At 60.3% G+C, this 19,417-nt stretch carries 25 protein-coding genes and 1 tRNA gene; 11 read left to right on the top strand and 15 right to left on the bottom strand.

Annotation, left to right across the window (positions count from 1 at the left end; translation table 11 throughout):
- Nucleotides 1-5: 5 nt before the first annotated feature.
- The 4 genes from HMPREF2912_RS02715 to HMPREF2912_RS02700 form a co-directional block, all read right to left on the bottom strand.
- Entirely contained in the window at nucleotides 6-1,958 is a 1,953-nt protein-coding gene (locus HMPREF2912_RS02715) for a galactan 5-O-arabinofuranosyltransferase (RefSeq protein ID WP_070683157.1), read from the bottom strand.
- 38 nt (nucleotides 1,959-1,996) lie between these two features.
- Nucleotides 1,997-2,755, bottom strand: a complete 759-nt coding sequence (locus HMPREF2912_RS02710) for a decaprenylphospho-beta-D-erythro-pentofuranosid-2-ulose 2-reductase (RefSeq protein WP_070533449.1) — start codon at nucleotides 2,753-2,755, stop codon at nucleotides 1,997-1,999.
- Nucleotides 2,756-2,769: 14 nt separating this feature from the next.
- The gene (locus HMPREF2912_RS02705) at nucleotides 2,770-4,173 is read right to left on the bottom strand and encodes a decaprenylphosphoryl-beta-D-ribose oxidase (RefSeq protein ID WP_070683156.1); all 1,404 of its coding nucleotides are present in this window, start codon (nucleotides 4,171-4,173) and stop codon (nucleotides 2,770-2,772) included.
- 148 nt (nucleotides 4,174-4,321) lie between these two features.
- Complete coding sequence (locus tag HMPREF2912_RS02700) at nucleotides 4,322-4,600, bottom strand: hypothetical protein (RefSeq protein ID WP_070520269.1); 279 nt, start codon at nucleotides 4,598-4,600, stop codon at nucleotides 4,322-4,324.
- Between the two features lie 36 nt (nucleotides 4,601-4,636).
- On the opposite strand from HMPREF2912_RS02700, the gene HMPREF2912_RS02695 reads away from it, so the two are divergent.
- Genes HMPREF2912_RS02695 through HMPREF2912_RS02680 form a run of 4 tightly spaced genes read left to right on the top strand, consistent with a single transcriptional unit; the run spans nucleotide 4,637 to nucleotide 6,826 of the window.
- Nucleotides 4,637-5,059 carry a hypothetical protein gene (locus HMPREF2912_RS02695; protein WP_070520265.1) on the top strand — a complete coding sequence of 141 codons (423 nt, stop codon included), beginning with the start codon at nucleotides 4,637-4,639 and terminating at the stop codon, nucleotides 5,057-5,059.
- A gap of 20 nt (nucleotides 5,060-5,079) precedes the next feature.
- The gene (locus HMPREF2912_RS02690) at nucleotides 5,080-5,946 is read left to right on the top strand and encodes a plasmid pRiA4b ORF-3 family protein (RefSeq protein ID WP_070533529.1); all 867 of its coding nucleotides are present in this window, start codon (nucleotides 5,080-5,082) and stop codon (nucleotides 5,944-5,946) included.
- Between the two features lie 32 nt (nucleotides 5,947-5,978).
- Nucleotides 5,979-6,368, top strand: a complete 390-nt coding sequence (locus HMPREF2912_RS02685) for a GtrA family protein (protein ID WP_070520260.1) — start codon at nucleotides 5,979-5,981, stop codon at nucleotides 6,366-6,368.
- A gap of 2 nt (nucleotides 6,369-6,370) precedes the next feature.
- A complete protein-coding gene (locus tag HMPREF2912_RS02680; protein ID WP_070596272.1) occupies nucleotides 6,371-6,826 on the top strand; it encodes a GtrA family protein in 456 nt (151 codons plus the stop codon).
- Here HMPREF2912_RS02680 and HMPREF2912_RS02675 read toward each other — a convergent pair.
- The 3 genes from HMPREF2912_RS02675 to HMPREF2912_RS02665 all read right to left on the bottom strand — a co-directional run bounded on the left by HMPREF2912_RS02675 (nucleotide 6,823) and on the right by HMPREF2912_RS02665 (nucleotide 8,788).
- Nucleotides 6,823-7,728 carry a galactofuranosyltransferase GlfT1 gene (locus HMPREF2912_RS02675; protein ID WP_070533445.1) on the bottom strand — a complete coding sequence of 302 codons (906 nt, stop codon included), beginning with the start codon at nucleotides 7,726-7,728 and terminating at the stop codon, nucleotides 6,823-6,825. The two genes, HMPREF2912_RS02680 and HMPREF2912_RS02675, sit on opposite strands and share 4 nt — an antisense overlap.
- A gap of 60 nt (nucleotides 7,729-7,788) precedes the next feature.
- Nucleotides 7,789-8,247, bottom strand: coding sequence for a hypothetical protein (locus HMPREF2912_RS02670; protein WP_070533443.1), 459 nt, complete (start codon nucleotides 8,245-8,247; stop codon nucleotides 7,789-7,791).
- Between the two features lie 148 nt (nucleotides 8,248-8,395).
- The gene (locus HMPREF2912_RS02665; protein WP_070533441.1) at nucleotides 8,396-8,788 is read right to left on the bottom strand and encodes a hypothetical protein; all 393 of its coding nucleotides are present in this window, start codon (nucleotides 8,786-8,788) and stop codon (nucleotides 8,396-8,398) included.
- A 186-nt stretch (nucleotides 8,789-8,974) separates the two neighbouring features.
- Between HMPREF2912_RS02665 and HMPREF2912_RS02660 the strand changes: the two genes are divergently transcribed.
- On the top strand, nucleotides 8,975-9,580 hold the full coding sequence (locus HMPREF2912_RS02660) for a GNAT family N-acetyltransferase (RefSeq protein ID WP_070596279.1): 606 nt from the start codon (nucleotides 8,975-8,977) through the stop codon (nucleotides 9,578-9,580).
- Nucleotides 9,581-9,643: 63 nt separating this feature from the next.
- Nucleotides 9,644-10,534: a Fic family protein gene (locus HMPREF2912_RS02655; RefSeq protein ID WP_070596281.1), complete on the top strand. Its 891-nt coding sequence runs from the start codon at nucleotides 9,644-9,646 to the stop codon at nucleotides 10,532-10,534.
- Here the strand turns inward: HMPREF2912_RS02655 and HMPREF2912_RS02650 are convergent.
- Both HMPREF2912_RS02650 and HMPREF2912_RS02645 read right to left on the bottom strand, forming a co-directional pair.
- Nucleotides 10,531-11,328: a galactan export ABC transporter ATP-binding subunit Wzt/RfbE gene (locus tag HMPREF2912_RS02650; protein WP_070561654.1), complete on the bottom strand. Its 798-nt coding sequence runs from the start codon at nucleotides 11,326-11,328 to the stop codon at nucleotides 10,531-10,533. The genes HMPREF2912_RS02655 and HMPREF2912_RS02650 overlap by 4 nt on opposite strands.
- A 12-nt stretch (nucleotides 11,329-11,340) precedes the next feature.
- Nucleotides 11,341-12,192, bottom strand: a complete 852-nt coding sequence (locus HMPREF2912_RS02645) for a galactan export ABC transporter permease subunit Wzm/RfbD (protein ID WP_070444741.1) — start codon at nucleotides 12,190-12,192, stop codon at nucleotides 11,341-11,343.
- A 196-nt stretch (nucleotides 12,193-12,388) separates the two neighbouring features.
- On the opposite strand from HMPREF2912_RS02645, the gene HMPREF2912_RS02640 reads away from it, so the two are divergent.
- On the top strand, nucleotides 12,389-13,600 hold the full coding sequence (locus tag HMPREF2912_RS02640) for an aminotransferase class V-fold PLP-dependent enzyme (RefSeq protein ID WP_070520243.1): 1,212 nt from the start codon (nucleotides 12,389-12,391) through the stop codon (nucleotides 13,598-13,600).
- Here HMPREF2912_RS02640 and HMPREF2912_RS02635 read toward each other — a convergent pair.
- The gene (locus tag HMPREF2912_RS02635) at nucleotides 13,597-14,553 is read right to left on the bottom strand and encodes an NAD(P)H-quinone oxidoreductase (protein ID WP_070683155.1); all 957 of its coding nucleotides are present in this window, start codon (nucleotides 14,551-14,553) and stop codon (nucleotides 13,597-13,599) included. The genes HMPREF2912_RS02640 and HMPREF2912_RS02635 overlap by 4 nt on opposite strands.
- A gap of 15 nt (nucleotides 14,554-14,568) precedes the next feature.
- Entirely contained in the window at nucleotides 14,569-15,465 is an 897-nt protein-coding gene (locus tag HMPREF2912_RS02630) for an NAD(P)/FAD-dependent oxidoreductase (protein WP_070683154.1), read from the bottom strand.
- A gap of 153 nt (nucleotides 15,466-15,618) precedes the next feature.
- Here HMPREF2912_RS02630 and HMPREF2912_RS02625 point away from each other — a divergent pair.
- A tRNA-Ser gene (locus tag HMPREF2912_RS02625) sits at nucleotides 15,619-15,706 on the top strand.
- A 529-nt stretch (nucleotides 15,707-16,235) separates the two neighbouring features.
- On the opposite strand, the gene HMPREF2912_RS02615 is transcribed toward HMPREF2912_RS02625, so the two are convergent.
- Complete coding sequence (locus HMPREF2912_RS02615; protein ID WP_070596287.1) at nucleotides 16,236-16,511, bottom strand: hypothetical protein; 276 nt, start codon at nucleotides 16,509-16,511, stop codon at nucleotides 16,236-16,238.
- 101 nt (nucleotides 16,512-16,612) lie between these two features.
- Here HMPREF2912_RS02615 and HMPREF2912_RS02610 point away from each other — a divergent pair, with 101 nt between their 5' ends.
- Nucleotides 16,613-16,864, top strand: a complete 252-nt coding sequence (locus HMPREF2912_RS02610) for a type II toxin-antitoxin system Phd/YefM family antitoxin (RefSeq protein WP_070596289.1) — start codon at nucleotides 16,613-16,615, stop codon at nucleotides 16,862-16,864.
- Nucleotides 16,865-17,119, top strand: coding sequence for a Txe/YoeB family addiction module toxin (locus HMPREF2912_RS02605; protein ID WP_070596290.1), 255 nt, complete (start codon nucleotides 16,865-16,867; stop codon nucleotides 17,117-17,119).
- Here the strand turns inward: HMPREF2912_RS02605 and HMPREF2912_RS02600 are convergent.
- The 3 genes from HMPREF2912_RS02600 to HMPREF2912_RS13300 all read right to left on the bottom strand — a co-directional run bounded on the left by HMPREF2912_RS02600 (nucleotide 17,088) and on the right by HMPREF2912_RS13300 (nucleotide 18,917).
- Entirely contained in the window at nucleotides 17,088-17,855 is a 768-nt protein-coding gene (locus HMPREF2912_RS02600; RefSeq protein WP_070596293.1) for an NAD-dependent deacylase, read from the bottom strand. The genes HMPREF2912_RS02605 and HMPREF2912_RS02600 overlap by 32 nt on opposite strands.
- Before the next feature lie 4 nt (nucleotides 17,856-17,859).
- Nucleotides 17,860-18,591 (bottom strand): DUF1648 domain-containing protein, encoded by a 732-nt coding sequence (locus HMPREF2912_RS02595; protein WP_070683153.1) that lies wholly within the window; start codon nucleotides 18,589-18,591, stop codon nucleotides 17,860-17,862.
- A gap of 197 nt (nucleotides 18,592-18,788) precedes the next feature.
- The gene (locus HMPREF2912_RS13300; RefSeq protein WP_256380802.1) at nucleotides 18,789-18,917 is read right to left on the bottom strand and encodes a rhodanese-like domain-containing protein; all 129 of its coding nucleotides are present in this window, start codon (nucleotides 18,915-18,917) and stop codon (nucleotides 18,789-18,791) included.
- A 72-nt stretch (nucleotides 18,918-18,989) separates the two neighbouring features.
- Between HMPREF2912_RS13300 and HMPREF2912_RS02590 the strand changes: the two genes are divergently transcribed.
- A complete protein-coding gene (locus HMPREF2912_RS02590) occupies nucleotides 18,990-19,304 on the top strand; it encodes a DUF4288 domain-containing protein (RefSeq protein WP_010188343.1) in 315 nt (104 codons plus the stop codon).
- Nucleotides 19,305-19,417 lie beyond the last annotated feature (113 nt).

Genomic DNA, 19,417 nt, shown 5'->3' with positions numbered 1-19,417 from the left:
GCTTATTAAGATCTGGCCGCGACGACGAAGGGACCAATCTGTTTAGTGGTCCAGCCCTCTTCAAAGACCTCCGGGTTGAAGAACACCGCGCGGTAGCGCACGTTGGGCTGATTGGGGTAAATGTCTTCTGCCAAGTGCGTCTTGTATCCATCCCCGGGTTCTTCGATATCACCGCGGAAGATGAGCACGTCTGGGCCGCGCCACGGTGAGGACTCGAGGGAATGCGAGAATTCCTTCGGAGTCTGGTCCCAGGAATTGGAAGCCCACTCTTCAATCTGCAGGTTACGGGTGCTGAACTCTCCCAACGGGTTGGCATAGTTGCTGGTGAAGGCGTTAAACCCGTAGTAGGGGTTGTAGGCCATGAAGAGCTTTTCGTCCGTGAGGACGACGGTGTCGTCGGCCGCGTAGCCCTGGGCGTCGATGAACTCACGGATCTTTCCGTAATTAGCGGAAGAATCGCTGGTGTAGCGGTCCGCGCGCTCCCCGTAGCCGTCGGTATCGGTATAAGCGTGATCCAAGGCGGTCACGTTCGTCGCGGGGATTTGCTGCGCATAGTAAATACCGCCCAGCCCCATGATGATGGCAAAGACCAGGGTCATGCGCTTGCTGGTGGTCTCAGTAATGCCCGCCGGGTAGAGCGTGGGCAGGCCCATGAGGCGGACGTCGGCCAGCGCGAGAATGCCCGCCGTGGCGAAGAGCACCGCGACCATCAGCTCCAGGCGGAAGCCCAGCAGCGTGCTGCCGGCAAGAGTCATGACCATGGAAGCCAAAGTCCACAGGTAGGTGCCGACGAGCGCGGTGCCCATAGCTCGGATTTCGGGCTCATCGACGCGCAAGATGAGGTAGATCAGGCCAATAAGGCTGAGGGCGCCGATGACGGACAAGGAGAGGAAGGGCGCCGGGATTTGGGTGCCCTCCTCCGGCAGGTAGTGCTGCGCGGTGGATTCTAGCGGGGCGGTGGCGTGCAGGACGGCGTGCAGATACGGTGCCCAAGCAATCGCGGCGATGGCCAGGGATCCGGCCGCGATGGCGGTGAGGCGCACGAGGGGAGTCCACGTACGGTCGCCCACGCACGTGACGAGTGCAATGAGGCTGACGATGGTGAGCGCCACGGCTCCCGTGTACAGCGTGTAGAAGCAGGCGGAGATGCCGAGGTAGATGGCGATTGCGGCGGCGGAGAACCACGAGGAGCCGTAGAAGGCGTGTGAACACAGGACAGCTACCGCTGGTACGCCCATTGCGATGACCGCGGAATACGGTTCTTCAGCGCCGATAGTCAGGGTCACTGCTGTAGTGGTCAAGGCAATGGCGGTGGCAACCGGTAGGGAACCGGCAAGCCGCTGCCACAGCGGAACCAGGATGCACCCGGCCACGGCCAGGGAGATGAGGCTCCAGGGTTGGTAGACCTCCCAGCCGGGCATGTTGAGGATGTTGGCCAGCCGGCCGCCCAACCAGAACCAGCCCAGTGGGTAAAAGGTGGGCAGGCCCTCGTAGTTCATGTCCGCATAGGAGCTGGCTTCCGTGACGCGGGTGAGGAACTGGGTGCGGAATACCTGGTCAACTTGGACGCCGTCGAGCCAGAGACGGGAGGCCGACAGTGGCAGGCCAATGCTGGTAAGCGTAAGAAGCGCCGGAGAAATATAGCACAGGGCGGTGGTGAGCCACGTCCGCCAACGGGGGCGCGGCGAAGCGCCAATAACCCACCACACGCACAGAGCGCCCACCAGGAGAACGGTGAGCGCAGTTCCCGCGGTGCTCAGCGCACGGGTCACCATCGACGTACTGAACGCCGGGAGGGAGACCGTCTTAAAGGCAAAGAAGCCAAGAAGCGTGACAAGGCCACCACCTAGAGCGGCGGCGGCGATACCCACGAGGGTGGCGCGACGCGATAGGCGGTCGACGTCATATTCCATGGTGGGGGACACGGCGGGAGACGACATGGTGGGAGACTCAGTCATGTAAGTAGTTTCCCACACGCCGTGGACTTAGCGGAACTTTAGAAAGGCAGCTTCCGGAAGATCGCCTGCGGGATGAACTTGAATCCCAAGGACACGTACTCAAACAGCGGGTGCACGAAGATGGACTGCTTGCCGTCCAGGACCGCCTTGACGGTGGCCTTGGCCACGTCGGAGACGTTGACGGTCAGTGGCGCTTCGCCGGCTTCCGCCGACATCTTGGTGCGGACCTGGCCCGGGCGGACCACGAGCACGTTGGCGCCGGAGCCGCGCAGGGCCTCACCGAGGTTGATGAAGAAGCCGTCCACGCCGGCCTTGGAGGCGCCGTAGACAAAGTTGGAGCGGCGCACGCGCATGCCGGCGACGGAGGAGATCGCCACGATGGTGCCGTGGCCCTGCTCCTTGAACTTCTGGCCGAGCAAGACGCCAAGGGAGACCGGTGCGGTGTAGTTGGTCTGGGCGGAGGCGACGGCCTTGGCCTGGTCCTGCCACAGTTCTTCCTGGTCACCGAGGGTGCCGAAGGCGATGATGGCGACGTCGACATCGCCGCGCTCAAACGCGCGCTTGACGACGTCCCCGTGGCCCTCGAAGTCAGTCGCGTCAAAGTCGATGACCTCGACGTCGCCGCCGCGGGACTCGATGGTCGCGCGGGCATCCGCGATACGCGGGGAGTTGGCGCGTGCCGCGAGGGTGACCTTGGCCGGGCCGCGCTCGAGGAATTCTTCGACGATGCCCAGGCCGATTTCGGAGGTGCCACCGAGAAGGAGGATGTGTTGTGCTTGGCCTACTGCATTCAGCATGAGGTGATTCCTTTCTAGTGCAGCTCGAGGCGGCGGGACATATCGGAGGCGAAGACGCCGGTCGGGTCGATGTCGTTGCGGGTCTTGAGCCAGCCCGCGAGGCCCGGGTACATCTTGTGGAAGTTCTCCGCCGAGGTGCGGGACTCCTTGGCCAGGTAGAGGCGGCCGCCGAATTCCATGACGCGCTTATCCAGATCGTCGAGGAAGGCGCCCAGGCCCGGCTTGATGGGGAAGTCCACGCAGACATTCCAGCCTGGCATCGGGTAGGACAGCGGGGCCTTGTTGCCGGGGCCGAAGAGCTTGAACACGTTGAGCGCGGAGTAGTGGCCAGAGCGCTGCATGTCCCGGATGATCTCCTTGAAGGGTTCGACGGCGTCGGTCGGCACCACGAACTGGTACTGCAGGAAACCGTTGGAACCGTAGCCACGGTTCCACTCGCCGATGAGATCCAGCGGCTGGTAGAACTGCGTGAGGTTCTTGACCTGGTTACGCGCCGGGGCGCCCATGAGGTAGTAGGCCTCACCGATAGCCATGAGGGAGAGCTTGTTCATGGTGAAGTTCGGGAAGATATCCGGAACCGTCATCAGCTGCGGAGCATTGAACTTCAGCGGGTCCTTCGCCAGCTTCGGGGCGAACTCCTCGAGCTGCTCCAAGGTGGCCAAAGAGCCGCGCGAAATGGTGGAGCGGCCCAGCTTCGGCTCCGGGGAGATAACGTCGAACCACGCGGAGGAGTACGTGTAGTTGTGCTCCGAGCCATCGGAGTGGAAGGCCACGGTCTCATCGAGGTTATCGGTGCGGTCGGTATCCGCGATGAAGTAGGCGGTTTCCGTCTTGGTCATCTTGATCTGCGCGCGCAGGATGATGCCGGTCAGGCCCATGCCGCCGACGGTGGCCCAGAAAAGATCGCTGTGCTCTCCCTCCGGGGTTAGGTGGAGGACGCGGCCGTCGGCGACGAGCAGCTCCATGGAGGTGACGTGGTTACCAAAGGAACCGGCGGAGTGGTGGTTCTTGCCGTGGATATCCGGGCCGATAGCGCCGCCGATGGTGACCTGGCGGGTACCCGGCAGGACAGGAACCCACAGGCCGTAGGGCAGAGCGGCCTTCATGAGCTGGTCAAGGGTGACGCCACCGTCGACGTCGACAATGCCCGACTCCGGATTGATGGAGTGGATCTTGTTGAGGGGTTGCATGTCGATGACGAGGCCACCGGCGTTTTGCGCGGGGTCACCGTAGGAACGGCCCATACCGCGGGCGATGACGCCACGGCGCAGGTGGGCGGGCTTATCAGCATTGTCCTCAGCCACCTGGGCGACGGCAGTCTTGATGACGTCGACGTCTGGGGTGGACAAAACGTGGGCGGTTGTCGCCGCCGTGCGGCCCCAACCGTGGAGGGACTTCTCAGTAGTATGCAGTTCCATCTCTTACTCTTTGATTCGATGTGATGGGTCGGTTCTCTACCCTACCTAGGTGACAGTGCCTGTGGCGTGAGTGAAAACGTGAGATTAGGTACAAAAGCCAAGTAAACGGAACATTTGTACTGTCCGGTTATGTGGTTTTAGTTCGGAATTAGTACAGATCCATAATCTCGCGGATCTCTTCCGGCAGCTCTTCCTGGGAGGTGATCTCCGGGCCGTCATACTCACGGAGGATCTCGTAGACTCTTGCCCTTGAGACGGAATCGAGGATGGGGAGTTCCTCGGCGATGAGCCGCGTCATGAAACCATTGAGCGGCAGCGAGGTGTGTTCGGTGGCCAGATAGTGGCCGTGGCGTTTGTCTTCCTCGGCGCGCTCATCTTGCGCTGCTCGCTGGGCCGGGGTGAGGTGCTCTTTTTTGGAGGAGTACATGCACGGTAGCCTACCGCCCGCCTAAAGTGGGGCGGTATGACTTCTCCCAAGCAAGACAATTATGCGCTGGATGACACCCTTGCCGGACGCATCACCCAGGCTGCGGCCGTGGGCATCATGACCGCGTTCCCTGACTGGATCAAGAATAAGACTGCGCTCGTTTTCGCCTACGTGCTGTCCTTCCTCGGATTCGGCGCGCTCGTGGCTATCACTAATGCAGAGAGCCATGAGGACCGCCCGGAGCCGGAGACCCCCGACGTTCCTGTGTGGGCCATCCCGGTTGCCTTCGCCATTCTTGTGCTGGGTGGATGGATCACTGTGAAGACTGAGCAAAGCGTGGTCCGGTTTATTCGCCGCCGTGGGGCGGCAAAACCCTGGACGGTATGGGGCGGAATTAGTGCTGCCATCGTCCTCATCCTTAGCGAGCTTGAAGCACGCGAGCTCACCGCGCGTAACTAAAAATGCGTATGGTGGGGCACATGAGCTCACAGGTCACAGATTTGGCGCAGGTCCGCGCCAATCGTGGTGAAACCCTCCTGTGCCAGGTATCCAATGTTCGCGCAGAAGCAGAGGTTCACCGCCAGATCGGTTTCTCTGACGCGCTCACGTTGGAAGAGCTCCACCACATTCTTGAAATCTGCTTCGGGCTGCCGCAAGAGGATTCACCGTGGCACTTCTTTGAGCACACAGATGCCCGCGGCCAGCGCATCGATCCGAGCCACACCGTGCGCGAATTCTTGAGCCGCGAAGGCGAGCAGGTCGATTACGCCTGGGGGCTGTGGGACTTCGAAATCGTTGTGGTGGAGACCTACCCGCGCGATAGCGGGACGCCGGAGGCCCTGTGCGTGGGCGGTTCCGGTTCTTTCCAGACCCCCTTTGATCTCACCGCCGTGAATGCGGAGCTCACGGGCCAGGAAACCATCGATGAGGTGTTGGATCTTGTCATTAGTCCCGTCCGCGCGCTGATTGAGAGAACCCGTCTCTATGACTTTGTTCCGCTCCTCCAAGCTCTGGACCTGAAGCGTGAGGTAAGCATTGATGCTCAGGCGTTCCGCCAGCTGCGCACCTTGCCGCGCGAGGTGACGAATGAGGGCAAGGATGCTTTTTGGTCCATGGCTCTGGCACTGTCCTGCATGGGCGGGCGCGAGTTGACTGATTCCGTCGTAGAGACCGCCATGGCCGCTCTGGGCTGGGTCGACGATGACGGTGAGGAATTACGTGGTTCGGCGATTCGGGAGCTGTGCTCGGCGTCGCTTAAGGTTTTGTCATCCCTCGGCGCCTATGGCGAAGATGCCGTCGCGCCCGTGGACCGCCTGGACATTTACCGCGCCCTTATCCGCGGGTAGAGTATTTCGTCGTGACTGAACCTACCTCTAGCATGAAGACCCAACTCGTGCGCTTCGTGTCCGTCGGTGTTTTCACCGCGGCGATTGATTACGGCCTGACCCTCTTCCTTACTTATTTGGGTCTGCATCGCTCCCTGGCGAAGGCGATTGGCTGGGTCTTCGGCACCATCGCCGCCTATGTGGCCAATGCCCGGTGGACTTTTGGTGCCCAGGTTTCCGGCCGCACCGCCGGTGCCGTGGGCTTGCTGTACCTGTCCACCTTTGCAGTACAGAATTTCCTGTATTGGGTGCTCAACGCCCCGCTGATCAGCTTGGGCTTTGAAGGCGCGGTCAAGGACACCATCGCCTTCGTCATCGCACAAGGCGTTGCCACGGTGACCAACTTCGCCATTCAGCGCGCCTTCATCTTCAAAGGAAAGTAACCATGGCTGGTCGCGCCGAACGCCTCTCACGGTCGAATTCCCTGCAGGCGCAGGGCGCGAAGTTCGCAATCACGGGAGCCATTGCCGCGCTTATCGACGTCTCCCTGACCTGGCTCTTTCAAATTGGTTTAGGTCTGTTCGGCGATGTGGCCTCGCGGACCGTTGGCTTTGCCGCCGGTACCTTCGTGGCCTACCTGCTGAATCGGCGTTGGACCTTCAACGCGCGGGCATCGAAGCGCCGCTTTGCTGCCGTGTTTGCCACCTACGCCATGACCTATGCGATCAACATTGTGCTGTATCGCTGGGCCTTCCCCTTCTTTGATCACACACTGGACTGGCCTTCGTCCTGGGCGCTGGCGGTCGCTTTCGTGATTGCCCAGGGCACGGCAACGCTTATCAACTTCTTTGTGCAGCGGTGGGTGATTTTCCGCAGCACGCGCAAGTCCTTTGAGGTTTAGGGCCGGCGGAAGTCTTCCTTGCGGCCGCGGTTGTGCAGGCGCAGCCACTCCATAAAGCCCTTCACGTCATGCTGCTGCACGATGAAGAACCAGCCAAACCGCGCGAATTCTTGCGGCAGCAGCTTGCGCATGCCGCGCTGCCACAACAGGTAGCCGCGGTTGCGGTAGGTGAAGAAGCGCTTGAACTCGCCCTCCGGGTATTGCGTGTGCATCTTTCCGCCGAGGATGGGCTTGAACTCATCGGAGCCATCCGGGTGCAGGTAGCTCGTGGTCAGCGCGGTGCCGAAGTTTAGGCCCGAGTTGACCAGGCGGCGGTGATACTCCACCTCATCGCCGCGGATGAACAGGCGGTAGTCCGGAACACCGATGATCTCCATGGCTTCTGCGGAGATGAGCGCGCCGTTGAAGAGGGAGGCAATGCCGGGGAGGAAGTCACCCTCCAGCTCGTTCATGTAGCGCCGCCACACCAGGCCCTGGCGCAGAGGGAAGGCCAGCTTGGCGGGCTCGTTGATGTTGCACACGGCGGGGGAGACTTCGTGGAGTGCGTTGTTTTCCGCAACCCGGTAGAGCTCCTCTAGCACGTGGTGGTCGGCGGGGCGTCCGTCATCATCCGCGCACCACACCGCATCTGCCCCGAGGGCCAATGCCGTAAGGAAGCCCAGCGCGAAGCCGCCTGCGCCGCCAAGGTTGGTCTCGGAAGGCACGTAGACGCCGCGCTCACCGGCCAGTTCGTGGAGGAGCTCCTTCACTGCTGCTTCCGCACCGTTATCCACCACGATGACCCATTGCACCGGGTGCGTCTGGTTCACCACCTGCTCAAGGGAGGCGCGTAGCAGCTCCACGCGCTGGTGGGTGACGATCACAGCGGCCGTTGTTCCGGCCTGGGACAGGGTGGCAGTCATGGGTTCTATTGTGCCACCCGCATGTGGCGCTCAGGTGCGTGACATGGAGGTGGCCGAGGTTTAGGCGTTGAAGCCCGGAATCTTGATGAGACCGGAGTTCACAGCATTGACAACACCAGCAATGAGGCCCAGCACAATCGCGGCGATGGAGGTGCCAACGAGGATCTCAGCGGTGGTGCCCACCGGGTATTCCTTGGCGGTGTCATTCTTCAGGGAAGACATGGCCACGTCCTTGGCGGAGCCGGCAGTCTCAAGTCCTTCTTTGATTTCCTCAGGAGTGCTGCTGCCCTCGCTGCTGCCTTTGCTGCTGATAGCTTCAGCGCCCTTCTCAATGCCGTAATCCACGGAGGAGGCGAAGCCGTCACCGCCGACGAGTTCCTTAGCCCCTTGCTTCAGGATGTAGCCAAAGACCTCAGCCTCGGAGACCTCAGAAGAACCCTTCTCAGCAGCAGTAGCCGGGGCGATGGACAGGGACAGTGCAGTGGCGGCGGCAACGGCAGCGGCGGTGAAACGCTTCATGGAGGTACTCCTTGGAAGAAAGGTAGAGGTAGCGAAAGTAAAGAAAATGATAAAGAAGTGAAGGCTAAAAAGTATGCGATATGGAAAAGCTCCAGCCCTCAAAGGGCTGGAGCTAGAGCTTCAAAGCTAAAAGCTTGATGCGTTCAAATTAGAACGGAAGGGAAACGCCCGGGATGAGGCCGTTCTGAACTGCGGTGTAAGCAGCGCCGAGGACGGCAGCGGCGATGCCAACGCCCCAGAGGATGTCTGCGGTGGTGCCAGCAGCGTAGCCCTGCTTGAGATCGTTGTCGTAGGAAGAGCCGTAGAATTTGAACCAGTCCTTGGAGGAGTTGGTCGACCATTCTCCACCTTGAGCCTTAGAGCTGATGTCTGAGGAACCCTCATGCGGATCAGAAACACCATTGGCAGCAGCGGCGCCGAGAAGGTCAAGAACTCCCGTGGCTACCTGGACGTCATCGGAGTTAGTTGCAGCAGAGGCAACACCAGTGGACAGGGACAGTGCGGTAGCGGCGGCAACAACGCCAGCAGCGAAACGCTTCATGATAGGGCTCCTTAGAGTTAAGAGAGAACGGTGCCTGTGATTCAGGCTCGCGACAATTTTAGCTTGAAAGGAACTAAGAAAAAGAGCAAATAGAAAAAGTATCTATCGTGATTCACCCATACAGGGGTATGCATTCTTCCAGCGCATGGGCCCATTGACGAGTTCCGCACACAGTAGAGTGACCTTATGACCGTACGAAGCGTTGAAGAAATGTGGGCTCCCTTTCGAGTTTCCATCCACGTGGGTGACCTGACCCTGCGGGTGCTGCGTGATAACGACATCGCTGCGATTCATGGTGTCACTGCCGCCGAGATTTTTGGTGAGCCGCTACCGGATTACACGTTTCCGTGGTTGAAGCAGAAGCCTGATCCAGGTTTCCGGTGGGCGCACCGCGCGCAGATGTCCCCGGAAGAATGGTCGCTCGACTTCGGAGTGCATCTTGATGGTGAAGTCATAGGCTCAGTGGATCTGCGGGCAAAGAATTTTCCCGATAACCATGAGGTCGTAACCGGATCGTGGATCTACCACCGCCTTCAGGGCCGCGGCATTGGTACGCAGGTCCGCCATGCCGTTGCGGTCTTTTGTTTTGAATACCTGGGTGCGCGCCGGCTGCGCTCAGAATGGGAGCCGGGGAACGAGGCGTCGCAGGCTGTATCGCGCAAGCTGGGCTACACCATCGAAGGCAACAAGGCCGTGCTGAGCAAAGAGGATTACCAGCCGGGGCCGGAAGTGATTGTGGCCGGGATGAGTGAGGAACTGCGCGAGCTTCTGGGAGCAAACTTCGCAGTGTGACGAATCATTCGTGAAAATGGGAGAGTATCGACTCGTTTTCACGGATACTTGTATAATATTGGCATGCTTAACGCGCGGACCGCCTCAAAAATTGACGCTCTTCTTGATCAATATGCAGCGTTGCGGGAGGACAACTCCGAGGCCATTGCAGAGATAGCACGCGCAGAGGTGGCGGAGTCAGTGTATAACTCGAACGCCATTGAGAATTCCACGCTGACTTTGGAGGACACCGAGAACATCTTGGCGGGGTTCACCGCCAGAGCGCACGATTTACGGGAAGTCTTTGAGGCCACAAACCTGGCGGACGTGACTGAGGAACTTATTCGGGGCGTCGGTAAGCTCGATGCAAACCTCATTCTGCGACTGCATGGCGTGTTGCTTCGCGGCATCAATGACGACTGGGCGGGGTGCTTTCGTCGAAGGGGGGAGTGGGTTCGCGTGGGCGCTCATATGGGAGCCAACTCTGAATACGTGGACAGGCTGGTGGACACAGCCATTGCCGAATACTACGAGGACACTAGCTTCTTTGTTGACCGAATCGCGCGGTTTCATGCGGAATTTGAAACCATTCATCCTTTTTCAGACGGCAATGGGCGCATCGGGCGCGTCATTATCAATCAACAGCTCTTGGAGCTAGGGGCACCGCCCATCATCATTCCGAACAAGGGAAAAGAGCGCCACTATTACCCTGTGTTCCGTGGCTACCCAGTTAGTGGGGACTTCTCTGCGCTGAGCACGCTCATCGCGCAGCAACTCGTCGAGTCCCTACACAAGCGCATCACGCTCATGACCGCGCCGAAGGTAATTCGCTTGTCGGAATGGGCAAAGGCTAATGGAGTTTCTGGGTCCGCGGCCGCCAATAAGGCGGCGCGGGGTACCATCCCGGCCTTCCGACAGCGCGGAACGTGGATGATTGATGCGCAGTATGGCAGTGACAACAAACGCAGTGGCTAGGCGTTCTCCTCGTTGTCGAAGCGCTTGCGCAAGTCCCGCACGTACTGGCCCACCTCAGGGCCTTCGTACTCGCCGACGACCTCGGAGACCTCGCCCACCGAGCGAATCTGGCCGTGGTCGATCCACAGGGCGGTATCGCACAGCTGGGCCAGGAAGTCATTGGAGTGGGAGGCAAAGACCAGGATGCCGGAGCGCTTCACCAGGTCCTGAAGACGGACGCGGGCCTTGGCCATGAAGGCGGCGTCGACGGCGCCAATGCCTTCGTCGAGAAGCAGGATCTCCGGCTCAATGGAGGTCACCACGCCCAGCGCTAGGCGCACGCGCATACCGGTGGAGTAGGTGCGTAGCGGCATGGAGAGGTAATCACCCAGCTCAGAGAATTCCGCGATCTCATCCATCTTGGCCTTCATCTGCTTGATGGTCTGGCCCAGGAAGAGGCCGCGGATGATGATGTTGTCGTAGCCGGAGACCTCCGGGTCCATGCCCACGCCGAGGTCGAAGACGGGGGCCACGCGCCCGCGGACATCGGCGGCGCCGCGGGTGGGCTCGTAGATGCCGGAGAGCAGGCGCAGCAAGGTTGTTTTGCCCGCGCCGTTGTGGCCGACGAGGCCGACGCGATCGCCCTCGCGCAGGTGGAGGTTGATGTCCTTGAGTGCTTCCACCATGACCACGTTCTGGTCATTCTTGCCAATGGAGCCACCGGCCGTGGAGAGCATCGCCTTCTTGAGAGAGCGGGACTTGGCATCAAAGATGGGAAAGTCCACGCAAGCGTTATACGTATCAATGGAAACCATGGACGATCCTTTCTAGACCCAGTAGGAGACGCGGAAGCGCCACTGCCGCATGGCCAGGCCGGCGATGAGCAGGCCGGCGACGGTACAGCCAATGACGATGAGCCAGTGATAGCCGGCGACGGGTTCACCAATCATGGGGGCGCGGATGATCTCCATGTAGTGATACAGCGGGTTGATCTCAGCGATGCGCGCGCGGCTGGCTACAGCGCCTCCTTGCTCCTTCAGGGTGTTGGTCATCCACACGATAGGCGTGACGTAGAAGAGCAGCTGGGTTAGAGCCTCCAGCAGCGGGGCAACGTCACGGAAGCGGGTGGCAATGATACCGAAGAACATGGCGACCCACACGCCGTTGACCAGGAAGAGTCCTAACGCCGGGATGAACAGGAAGAACTCCCAGCCTAGGTGGCGCGGGAAGATAAGAATGAGCAGCAGCCAGATGATGAGGTTGTGGCCCAAGAAGAGGGTTTGCCGCCAGACCAAGCGGTAGACGTGCACCGACAGTGGCGCGGGCAGCTGTTTGATTAGGCCCTCGTTGTCGATGAAGACCGTCGAGCCTTCTTTGATGGCGCCCGAAATGAAGTTCCACATAATCAGGCCCACGGTCACGTGGGGCAGGAACTCCGCCACGGGGATCTGGAAGAGCATGGAGTACAGCAGGCCAAGCGCCGCGGCCATCACGCCGGTCGCGATGGTGATCCAGAACGGACCCAGCACCGAGCGGCGGTAGCGCTGCTTGATGTCTTGGATGCCCAGCTTGAACCACAGCTCGCGCTGGCGAGCGCCTTGCAGGAGATCGGCGAAGGCCGCCGACATGGTCATGGAACGCGAGGCCGGCTCCTCGCCGGGTGCAGGCGCGGAGGTCATGCGGGCGACGTCGTCACGCAGGTTTTTCTTGTCTTGCACGCCCTTCACCCTAGCGCGCACGTCCCACAAACACCTACACACACGCCCGTAACCTGGGAAAACACGGGCGAGCTGGGAAAACCGAGGGTTAGGAAAGATTCAGGTGGGGCGTATAGAGTAGGGGGCGTTCATCCGCATCGGAAGGAAGGGTTGAAGCATGACGGAACAGTATGACGTCGCCAGCGTGCGAGGTCTTTACACTGGTCTGTCCGATGGTTGGACCTACCTGAACGCGCATGCCGCGCCGCAGATTGCGGAGCGCGTGGCCTCTGGTGTTGCCCGTTCTTTCCGCATGTCCGCCACGGTGAAGCCGCTGGAGGACGCCGTGGGTGCGCACTCGGCGCACAACGATCCGGGGGAGCTCCACGCGGCAGACATGTATGCCTCCGCGCGCCGGGCGGTGGCGGATCTCACGGGTGCCACGGCGGAACGGGTCATCCTGGGCCCGTCCTTGCCGGTGCTTTACCAGTCCTTGGGCGTTGCACTGCGCCCGCTGCTGCGCCGCCAGTCTTCGGTGGTGCTCTCCCGCTTTGATTCGCCGGAGATGACACGCGCGTTTGAGCACGTGGGTGCTGATATTCGGTGGGCGCAGCCGGATTTGGGTACGGGCGAGCTCCCAGCCTTCCAGTACGCCGATCTGGTTGATGGCTCGACGCGATTCGTCGCTTTTTCCGCCGCGCACGAGCTGCTGGGCACGGTCACGCCGGCCTCGGACATAGTTGATGCGGTCCATGAGCGTTCGCGCGCATGGGCGCTTGTCGACGTCTCATCGATCGCCCCCTACCGTCTCCTCGACTTTGATGCGATTGGGGCAGACATTCTTGGTGTGGATGTGGGCGCGCTGGGTGGCCCGCAGATGGCGGCGCTGGTCTTCCGCGATACCGCGATGTTCCGCCGCCTCGATGAGATTGTCGTTGGTCCGGTCTCCGCGGGCTTGGCGGGTGGCGTTGGGCCCTTGGTGGATCATCTGGCAGAACTTGCCGGCGGGGAGCGCGGTTCGCGCCGCGTGCGCCTGACGCGTTCGATGGAAGCCCTCGCGGGTTACATGGAGGATCTCACGGGGGATCTCTATAGCTTGTTGGGCACGCTGCCGGCCGTTCACATCCTGGGCGTGACGGGTGAGGCGGCTGCCGACGCCTCCGATGATCGCCTCCCGCGCCTGACCTTCGCCGTGCGCGACGTGCCTGCGGATGTGATCCACCGCCGGCTCTTCGACAATGGCTTGGTTACTACCATCGCCCCGCACACCCCGCTGCTCACGGAGATGGGCGTGGAAGAGGTCGGCGGTGCCGTCACGGTCTCGTTGAGTCCGTTTAGCACGTACCACGACGTTGAGCACTTGACCCGCGTGGTCGCGTCCCTGGCTTAGACCTCGAGGACAAGCTTGCCCGTGACCTCGCCGGAGTCGAGGGCTTGGTGGGCTTCGGAGGCGTCGGCAAGCGCGTAGGTAGCGTGCAAATGGTGCTTGACGCTGCCGTTCTCCAGCCAAGGCCAGACGTTCTTAACGGTATCCGCAACGATGGCGGCCTTGCCCTCCAGCGAGCGGGAGCGCAGCGTGGTGCCCTGCAGGGTCAGGCGCTTGTTAAGGAGGATGCCCATGTTGAGCTCGGCCTTTGTGCCGCCCTGCATGCCGATGGTGACCATGTGGCCGCCCTTAGCTAGCGCGATGAGGTTCTTTTTGAGGTACTTCGCACCCATGATGTCGAGGATGACATCGCACTGGTTCTTCAGTTCCTCGGCGAAGTCCTGCTCGTTGTAGTTGATGAGGATATCCGCGCCGAGTTCCTTGCAGGTCTCGAGCTTTTCGTCCGAGCCAGCCGTCACCGCGACGGTGGCGCCGAGGTTTTTCGCCACCTGGATGGCGAAGGTGCCAATGCCGCCCGCGCCGCCGTGGATGAGGATGGTCTGGCCCTTATTTAGTTTCGCCTCCATCGCGATGTTCGACCACACGGTGCAGGCCACCTCGATGACGGATGCGGCCTCGGCAAAGGAATAGCCGCTGGGGATGGGCAGCAGCTGGCCTTGCGGTACGGCGACGTATTCGGCGTAGCCGCCGCCGGCCAGCAGTGCGCCGACCTTGGATCCAACCTCGATGTCGGTGTCGCCTGCGTCGACGACTTCGCCTGCGACTTCGAGGCCGATAATCTCCGAAGCGCCCGGCGGCGGCGGGTAGTGCCCGCGGGCCTGGAGCAGATCGGCGCGGTTTACGCCGGCGGCTTTGACTTTAACGAGGACTTCGCCGTCTTGGAGTTGTGGCTTATCGGCTTCCCCCAACTCCAGTGAGTGTGGGTCTTCCAGATTGGTCTGAATGATGGCTTTCATGCCACACCACCGTACTTAAATCCAATCATCCTCGACGAGAAACGCGTTGACCGCGATGGCTGCGGCGTTGGCCTCGCCCATCGCTACTGCCACCTGTGCCGGCGGGTTAACCACGTTGCCCACGGCCCAGATGCGCGGGTGGCTGGTGGCACCGGCTGGGCCCACCTTGATGAGGCTTCCGCCCATCGCAGCCGGCGGGCTGTGGCGTTCGAGGTTGAGGTCAGCGAGGAACTCATCGTGCGGGTGAGGAACAGGCATGTAGAACAGCGCATCGACGGCATGGGGTGTGCTCCCAACCAGGACCTTTCCATCTTGGAAGGCGGTGACGGGGCCGTCGACAAGCGCAATGCCCCGTCGAGTCAGGTCCGCGCGCTGCTCCTCGGTGAGCTCCATGCCGTTGGTGAAGAAGGTGATGTCCTTGGACCACTGGCGCAGGAGTGCCGCATGGTGCAGGGAGAACTCGCCGATGCAGAGAACGCCGAGCTTCTTGTCCGCCACCTCGAACCCGTGGCAATAAGGACAGTGAAGGACTGTATCTCCCCAGTTTTCTTCGAGGCCCGGGATGTTTGGATGTACGTCGTCCACGCCGCTGGCGACGATGATGGAGCGGGCCGCGATGGTCTCACCGTTGCTCAACGTGGCGGTGAGTGTGCGGTCATTGTCGGTGACGGAATCTACGGTGGCGTTCGCGATTGTTACGCCGTAGCTGCGCAGCTGCTCTTTGCCGCGCTCCTGGAACTCAAGGGGTGGTGTGCCCTCGAGGGCGATGACACCGTGGATTTCGTGGGCGAAGCGGTTGCGGGGAGTGGCGGAATCAACTACGAGGACGCTGCGGCGGGCGCGGACCATGACCAGCGCTGCCTGAAGGCCGGCCGCACCACCGCCGATGATGAGGGTATCGACTGTCTGCATGGGCCCGAGTAAACCAGAGCAAGGTGCGTGCGGCAATGGTTTTCCGTAGGTTGTGTTGGGCGCTTTGCACAACGTGATGAGGCGAATTCTTCTCCCGCCGCGGAGTCTAGTACTCTGAACGTGTTGCGCGCGGTGCATGCTGACGCGTGACGAGGAGGCGTGGCAGAGCGGCCGAATGCACTGGTCTTGAAAACCAGCGTGGGGAAACTCACCGCGGGTTCAAATCCCGCCGCCTCCGCCAATTGTTTTGGTGATTACACCAAAATCTTGCGTAAATTTAGCAGTGGCACTGGGCTACTCTAGTTCCATGGCCAATCGGCAAATATTCCTCCGCCCAGAGTACAGCCACCCAAGCTCGCTGTGGCCGTCTAAAGAACTCATAGTTTCTGGGGCTAATAGAATCGGATTCTATCTTCCTGAAGACTTAGGAATTGAGTCTGATCTGGGACGCGAAATCCTTGAGTGGACGGAGGAGTTTCAGCAGAATTTCCTCGAGAAACCCGATAGCTTTCGCCAGCGTCCGCGTTGGAAGGGCCAATTCGATAGATTTCGATGGTACGACGCGGGATGGCGTATTACTCACCAATTAAGGGAGCTTTTTCCATCGGTACAGATTGTTCCCCAGTTCGCTCAATTCGTTTTCTCCGTTAATGAGCGAAGAGAAAATGCAGGGAAGAAGCCCTTATGTCTCCCCGGAGAACAACTTACAGGGTTTGTATCCATTAGGGATGTGAGGAATGACGATTAAGCGAAGTTATCGCTCTACGGCGTCAGGCATTGTCTCCGTTGTTCATCGCTGCAGTCACCCAGCTCAGAACGCATCCCACTAGTAGGAACCCGCTGATCTGCAGGTGGGTGGCCCAGTTTCCGCCGCCAGGCAAGGCGAGAAAAATTGAAAATGCAACTGCGGCAAGGCAGTGGATGGCTAACCGGCTATGTGCGCCTAGACGTCGTTGTGGCCAGGCTTTCCCGATGGCCCAGCTCACTGCTGTGAGAATGACATAAAAGACGATTCCCGCTAAGGCTCCTGGAACAAGGTAGAGCATGGATTCATCTCCTTTGGAGGAGGAAAAGATTGTAGCGACGAACAGAGCACCTTACAAGTGTTCTGGTACCGTATTGTTGTACCACAACGTGGAGGTTGGACATGTCGATTAGTGCTTCGGAAGCTCGCCGTACTCTTTTCCCCCTGATTGAGAAGGTAAATCAGGATAGGGATGCCGTAGAGATCGTCTCTCGCAATGGGAATGCTGTGTTGATGTCAGCGGACGACTATTCGGCGTGGGTGGAGACTGCTTACCTTTTCCGATCTCCAGCTAATGCTCGCCGGCTATTGGAGTCTTACGAGCAAGCGCTTAGTGGAAAAGCGGAAGAACACGACATCAATCTGGATGCGTAAATGCTTTTGTCATGGACCCCGCATGCGTGGGATGACTACCTGTACTGGGAGCGCAAGGATCGGAAAGTCCTCAAGCGGGTCAACCAACTCTTGAAGGACATGATGCGGGACCCTTTTGAAGGAATCGGAAAACCGGAACCGTTAAAGTACGGAATTCCGAATGCGTGGTCGCGGCGAATCACGGACGAGCACAGGATTGTCTATCTAGTCGAAGACGGCGAGCTTAGGATCCTGCAGGCTCGCTATCACTACTGATTCGCCCCGCCAGGATGCGAGGTAGCGCCTCCGCTGCGGTGGCGGTGACCACGATGCTGGCAAGCGGCGAGAGGTCGGTGGGCTGTGGGGTGACTTCCACGATGGGGATGCCGCGTGCGTGGGCAATCTGTGGCAGGCCGGCGGCGGGGTAGACCACGCCGGAGGTACCCACGATGAGCAGCGCGTCCGCGGTGGACATGCGGCGCTCGGCCTCAGCCCATTCGTCGTCGGGCAGGGCTTCGCCGAACCACACCACGCCCGGGCGTACGAGCCCGCCGCACATGGGGCATTCGGGTGGCGTGATGGACTCAACTGGCTTAGTTGGGAGCGCGATGTCCTCGTCATACGGGGTATCGCAGTCGGTGCAGCGGAAGGCAAACAAGGAGCCGTGCAGGTGAACTACGTCTTGGCTTCCGGCGCGCTCGTGCAGGTTATCGATGTTTTGCGTGGTCACCGTCATGCCGCGTGCGGCAGCAATCGCGCGGTGCCCGGCGTTGGGCTCGGCCCGCTGCGCAAGCTGTGCGCGCCACAAGTACCAGGCGAACATGGGCTCAGGCTCGCTACGCCATGCGCTTATCGACGCCATCGCAACCGGATCCACGTTCTCCCAGATGCCCGTCTGCGCATCGCGGTACGTGGCGATGCCGCTATCCGCGCTCATGCCCGCGCCGGTGAAAACCTCAACGTGGGTGGCATCAGAAAGGATCGACTGTGCGCGCTCAAACAGGTGCTCCATGCATCTAGAGTACGGCGATGAGCACGCAGAATGCTATGGATGCGCTAAGGGCGATGCCCATGCGCCACAGGTAGCGCCGGCCCGGTTCGTGCGCGGTGTTGATCTGCAGCTTCGAAGAATTCGTGGAAAAGACTGCCATGCACATGGGGTCGGTGGGCTCGTTGTAGATGCCCATGCTGCCGGCAAAACGAAGTGCTTCGTTGCGAATTTGTTCTTCATGGTCGGCGGGTATGGATTGCACGGCCTTCGGGGATGTCAGCGTTAATCGGACGCCCTGAATCATGACGAACACGGTGAAGGCTATCCACGCGGCCACGAGCAGAAAGCCGGAGAAGGGGATATCCGGAATGACGGTGCAGACCGCAGTGAGGCACACGCAGGCCGTCATGGTGAGGACTGTCTGGGCAATGAACGTGGAGGTCTTTCGAGTGAGCAGCTCCGCGCGCTGTGCCGTGGCCTCGGAGAACGGAAGAGCTGACTCTGCCGGTACATCCATAGTTTTTCGAGCCAGCGAGATCGGCGGCACGCACAGTGGCAGTGCAATGGCAAACACAACGCCGATCCACACGAGGACCGTTGCGTTGAGGAAAGACTTTGGCTCGAAGCGGTCCGGGGTGCCCGAGACATCGAAGTGGACCGGGATGGGATCGGGCACCGAGTCCCAACGCAGCAGCATGTACACCAGCGTGAGAGCACACACCACAGCGGTAGCGACGTAATACTGGCGGCTTCTCATGCCAGTGAGTTTACAAGGCGACCGGCCGAGGACCTCTGCGAAAGGCGTCTGGCAAAAGGCATCTGTCAAAAGGCATCTTTGGGATTAAAACGCCATTTGCGCGGGGGTAAAAGGCGTTTTTGGCTCTGAAAACGCCTTCTGGTTGATGCCTTTTACAAGATGCCATGTGAGCAGAGGAGACTGAGCAAGAGTGCGGGCTATGTGTCGTTGTGCTCTTGCCAGGCGTCGATGCCGCCGCGCAGCGAGTAGACGCTGCTGAAGCCGTGGGCGCGGAATGGATCTTCATTGGAGATGTGCTTAAAGGGCGACCGGCTGATTCTTTCCACGCTACGTGGTCTGGGTGAGCAGGTAGAGTCGAGCCCAAGCTGACCAAGAACCGGAAAGGACAGTAGCCGGCAATGGAACCTTATGTTGGAATTGTCGTGATGGAGCTTGCTAAGAAGTCCAGTTCATCTGCCCAAAGCTTCTTCCGCGAGGACTTTTATATTGTGTATGCGGAGTCGGAAGAGAAGGCTCGAGAGCGCGTTGAAGCGATGGCGAACGAGCAGGCCGATGGTGAGGACGTGAAGGTACGGCATATCGTGGATGTCGCGCCAGCCCTCTATGGTTATGTAGACCGCGATTGTGATCTCTACTCGCGGCACTTTGCGAACCTAGAGGACTACGAGCGTTTCGAGATGAAGCTCGGCGGAACCGACCCGTTGGCTGATTAATCGTAGACTTCGCGAAGAAACCTGCTGACTCTCTTCTGCATTGGCCTGGCTAGCTTTCGGAAGGCTTTCGCACCGCGCGGCGTGAAGTTAATTCTCCACGCCACGTTCGGCCT

The sequence above is a fragment of the Corynebacterium sp. HMSC056E09 genome, assembly GCF_001813425.1.
Taxonomy (GTDB): domain Bacteria; phylum Actinomycetota; class Actinomycetes; order Mycobacteriales; family Mycobacteriaceae; genus Corynebacterium; species Corynebacterium hesseae.
This window is presented reverse-complemented; position numbering and strand designations above follow the sequence as displayed.

Coding starts and splice junctions, on each gene's coding strand:
- HMPREF2912_RS02715 (WP_070683157.1), bottom strand. CDS start 1,958: ATGACTGAGTCTCCCACCATGTCGTCTCCCGCCGTGTCCCCCACCATG.
- HMPREF2912_RS02710 (WP_070533449.1), bottom strand. CDS start 2,755: ATGCTGAATGCAGTAGGCCAAGCACAACACATCCTCCTTCTCGGTGGC.
- HMPREF2912_RS02705 (WP_070683156.1), bottom strand. CDS start 4,173: ATGGAACTGCATACTACTGAGAAGTCCCTCCACGGTTGGGGCCGCACG.
- HMPREF2912_RS02700 (WP_070520269.1), bottom strand. CDS start 4,600: ATGTACTCCTCCAAAAAAGAGCACCTCACCCCGGCCCAGCGAGCAGCG.
- HMPREF2912_RS02695 (WP_070520265.1), top strand. CDS start 4,637: ATGACTTCTCCCAAGCAAGACAATTATGCGCTGGATGACACCCTTGCC.
- HMPREF2912_RS02690 (WP_070533529.1), top strand. CDS start 5,080: ATGAGCTCACAGGTCACAGATTTGGCGCAGGTCCGCGCCAATCGTGGT.
- HMPREF2912_RS02685 (WP_070520260.1), top strand. CDS start 5,979: ATGAAGACCCAACTCGTGCGCTTCGTGTCCGTCGGTGTTTTCACCGCG.
- HMPREF2912_RS02680 (WP_070596272.1), top strand. CDS start 6,371: ATGGCTGGTCGCGCCGAACGCCTCTCACGGTCGAATTCCCTGCAGGCG.
- HMPREF2912_RS02675 (WP_070533445.1), bottom strand. CDS start 7,728: ATGACTGCCACCCTGTCCCAGGCCGGAACAACGGCCGCTGTGATCGTC.
- HMPREF2912_RS02670 (WP_070533443.1), bottom strand. CDS start 8,247: ATGAAGCGTTTCACCGCCGCTGCCGTTGCCGCCGCCACTGCACTGTCC.
- HMPREF2912_RS02665 (WP_070533441.1), bottom strand. CDS start 8,788: ATGAAGCGTTTCGCTGCTGGCGTTGTTGCCGCCGCTACCGCACTGTCC.
- HMPREF2912_RS02660 (WP_070596279.1), top strand. CDS start 8,975: ATGACCGTACGAAGCGTTGAAGAAATGTGGGCTCCCTTTCGAGTTTCC.
- HMPREF2912_RS02655 (WP_070596281.1), top strand. CDS start 9,644: ATGCTTAACGCGCGGACCGCCTCAAAAATTGACGCTCTTCTTGATCAA.
- HMPREF2912_RS02650 (WP_070561654.1), bottom strand. CDS start 11,328: ATGGTTTCCATTGATACGTATAACGCTTGCGTGGACTTTCCCATCTTT.
- HMPREF2912_RS02645 (WP_070444741.1), bottom strand. CDS start 12,192: ATGACCTCCGCGCCTGCACCCGGCGAGGAGCCGGCCTCGCGTTCCATG.
- HMPREF2912_RS02640 (WP_070520243.1), top strand. CDS start 12,389: ATGACGGAACAGTATGACGTCGCCAGCGTGCGAGGTCTTTACACTGGT.
- HMPREF2912_RS02635 (WP_070683155.1), bottom strand. CDS start 14,553: ATGAAAGCCATCATTCAGACCAATCTGGAAGACCCACACTCACTGGAG.
- HMPREF2912_RS02630 (WP_070683154.1), bottom strand. CDS start 15,465: ATGCAGACAGTCGATACCCTCATCATCGGCGGTGGTGCGGCCGGCCTT.
- HMPREF2912_RS02615 (WP_070596287.1), bottom strand. CDS start 16,511: ATGCTCTACCTTGTTCCAGGAGCCTTAGCGGGAATCGTCTTTTATGTC.
- HMPREF2912_RS02610 (WP_070596289.1), top strand. CDS start 16,613: ATGTCGATTAGTGCTTCGGAAGCTCGCCGTACTCTTTTCCCCCTGATT.
- HMPREF2912_RS02605 (WP_070596290.1), top strand. CDS start 16,865: ATGCTTTTGTCATGGACCCCGCATGCGTGGGATGACTACCTGTACTGG.
- HMPREF2912_RS02600 (WP_070596293.1), bottom strand. CDS start 17,855: ATGGAGCACCTGTTTGAGCGCGCACAGTCGATCCTTTCTGATGCCACC.
- HMPREF2912_RS02595 (WP_070683153.1), bottom strand. CDS start 18,591: ATGAGAAGCCGCCAGTATTACGTCGCTACCGCTGTGGTGTGTGCTCTC.
- HMPREF2912_RS02590 (WP_010188343.1), top strand. CDS start 18,990: ATGGAACCTTATGTTGGAATTGTCGTGATGGAGCTTGCTAAGAAGTCC.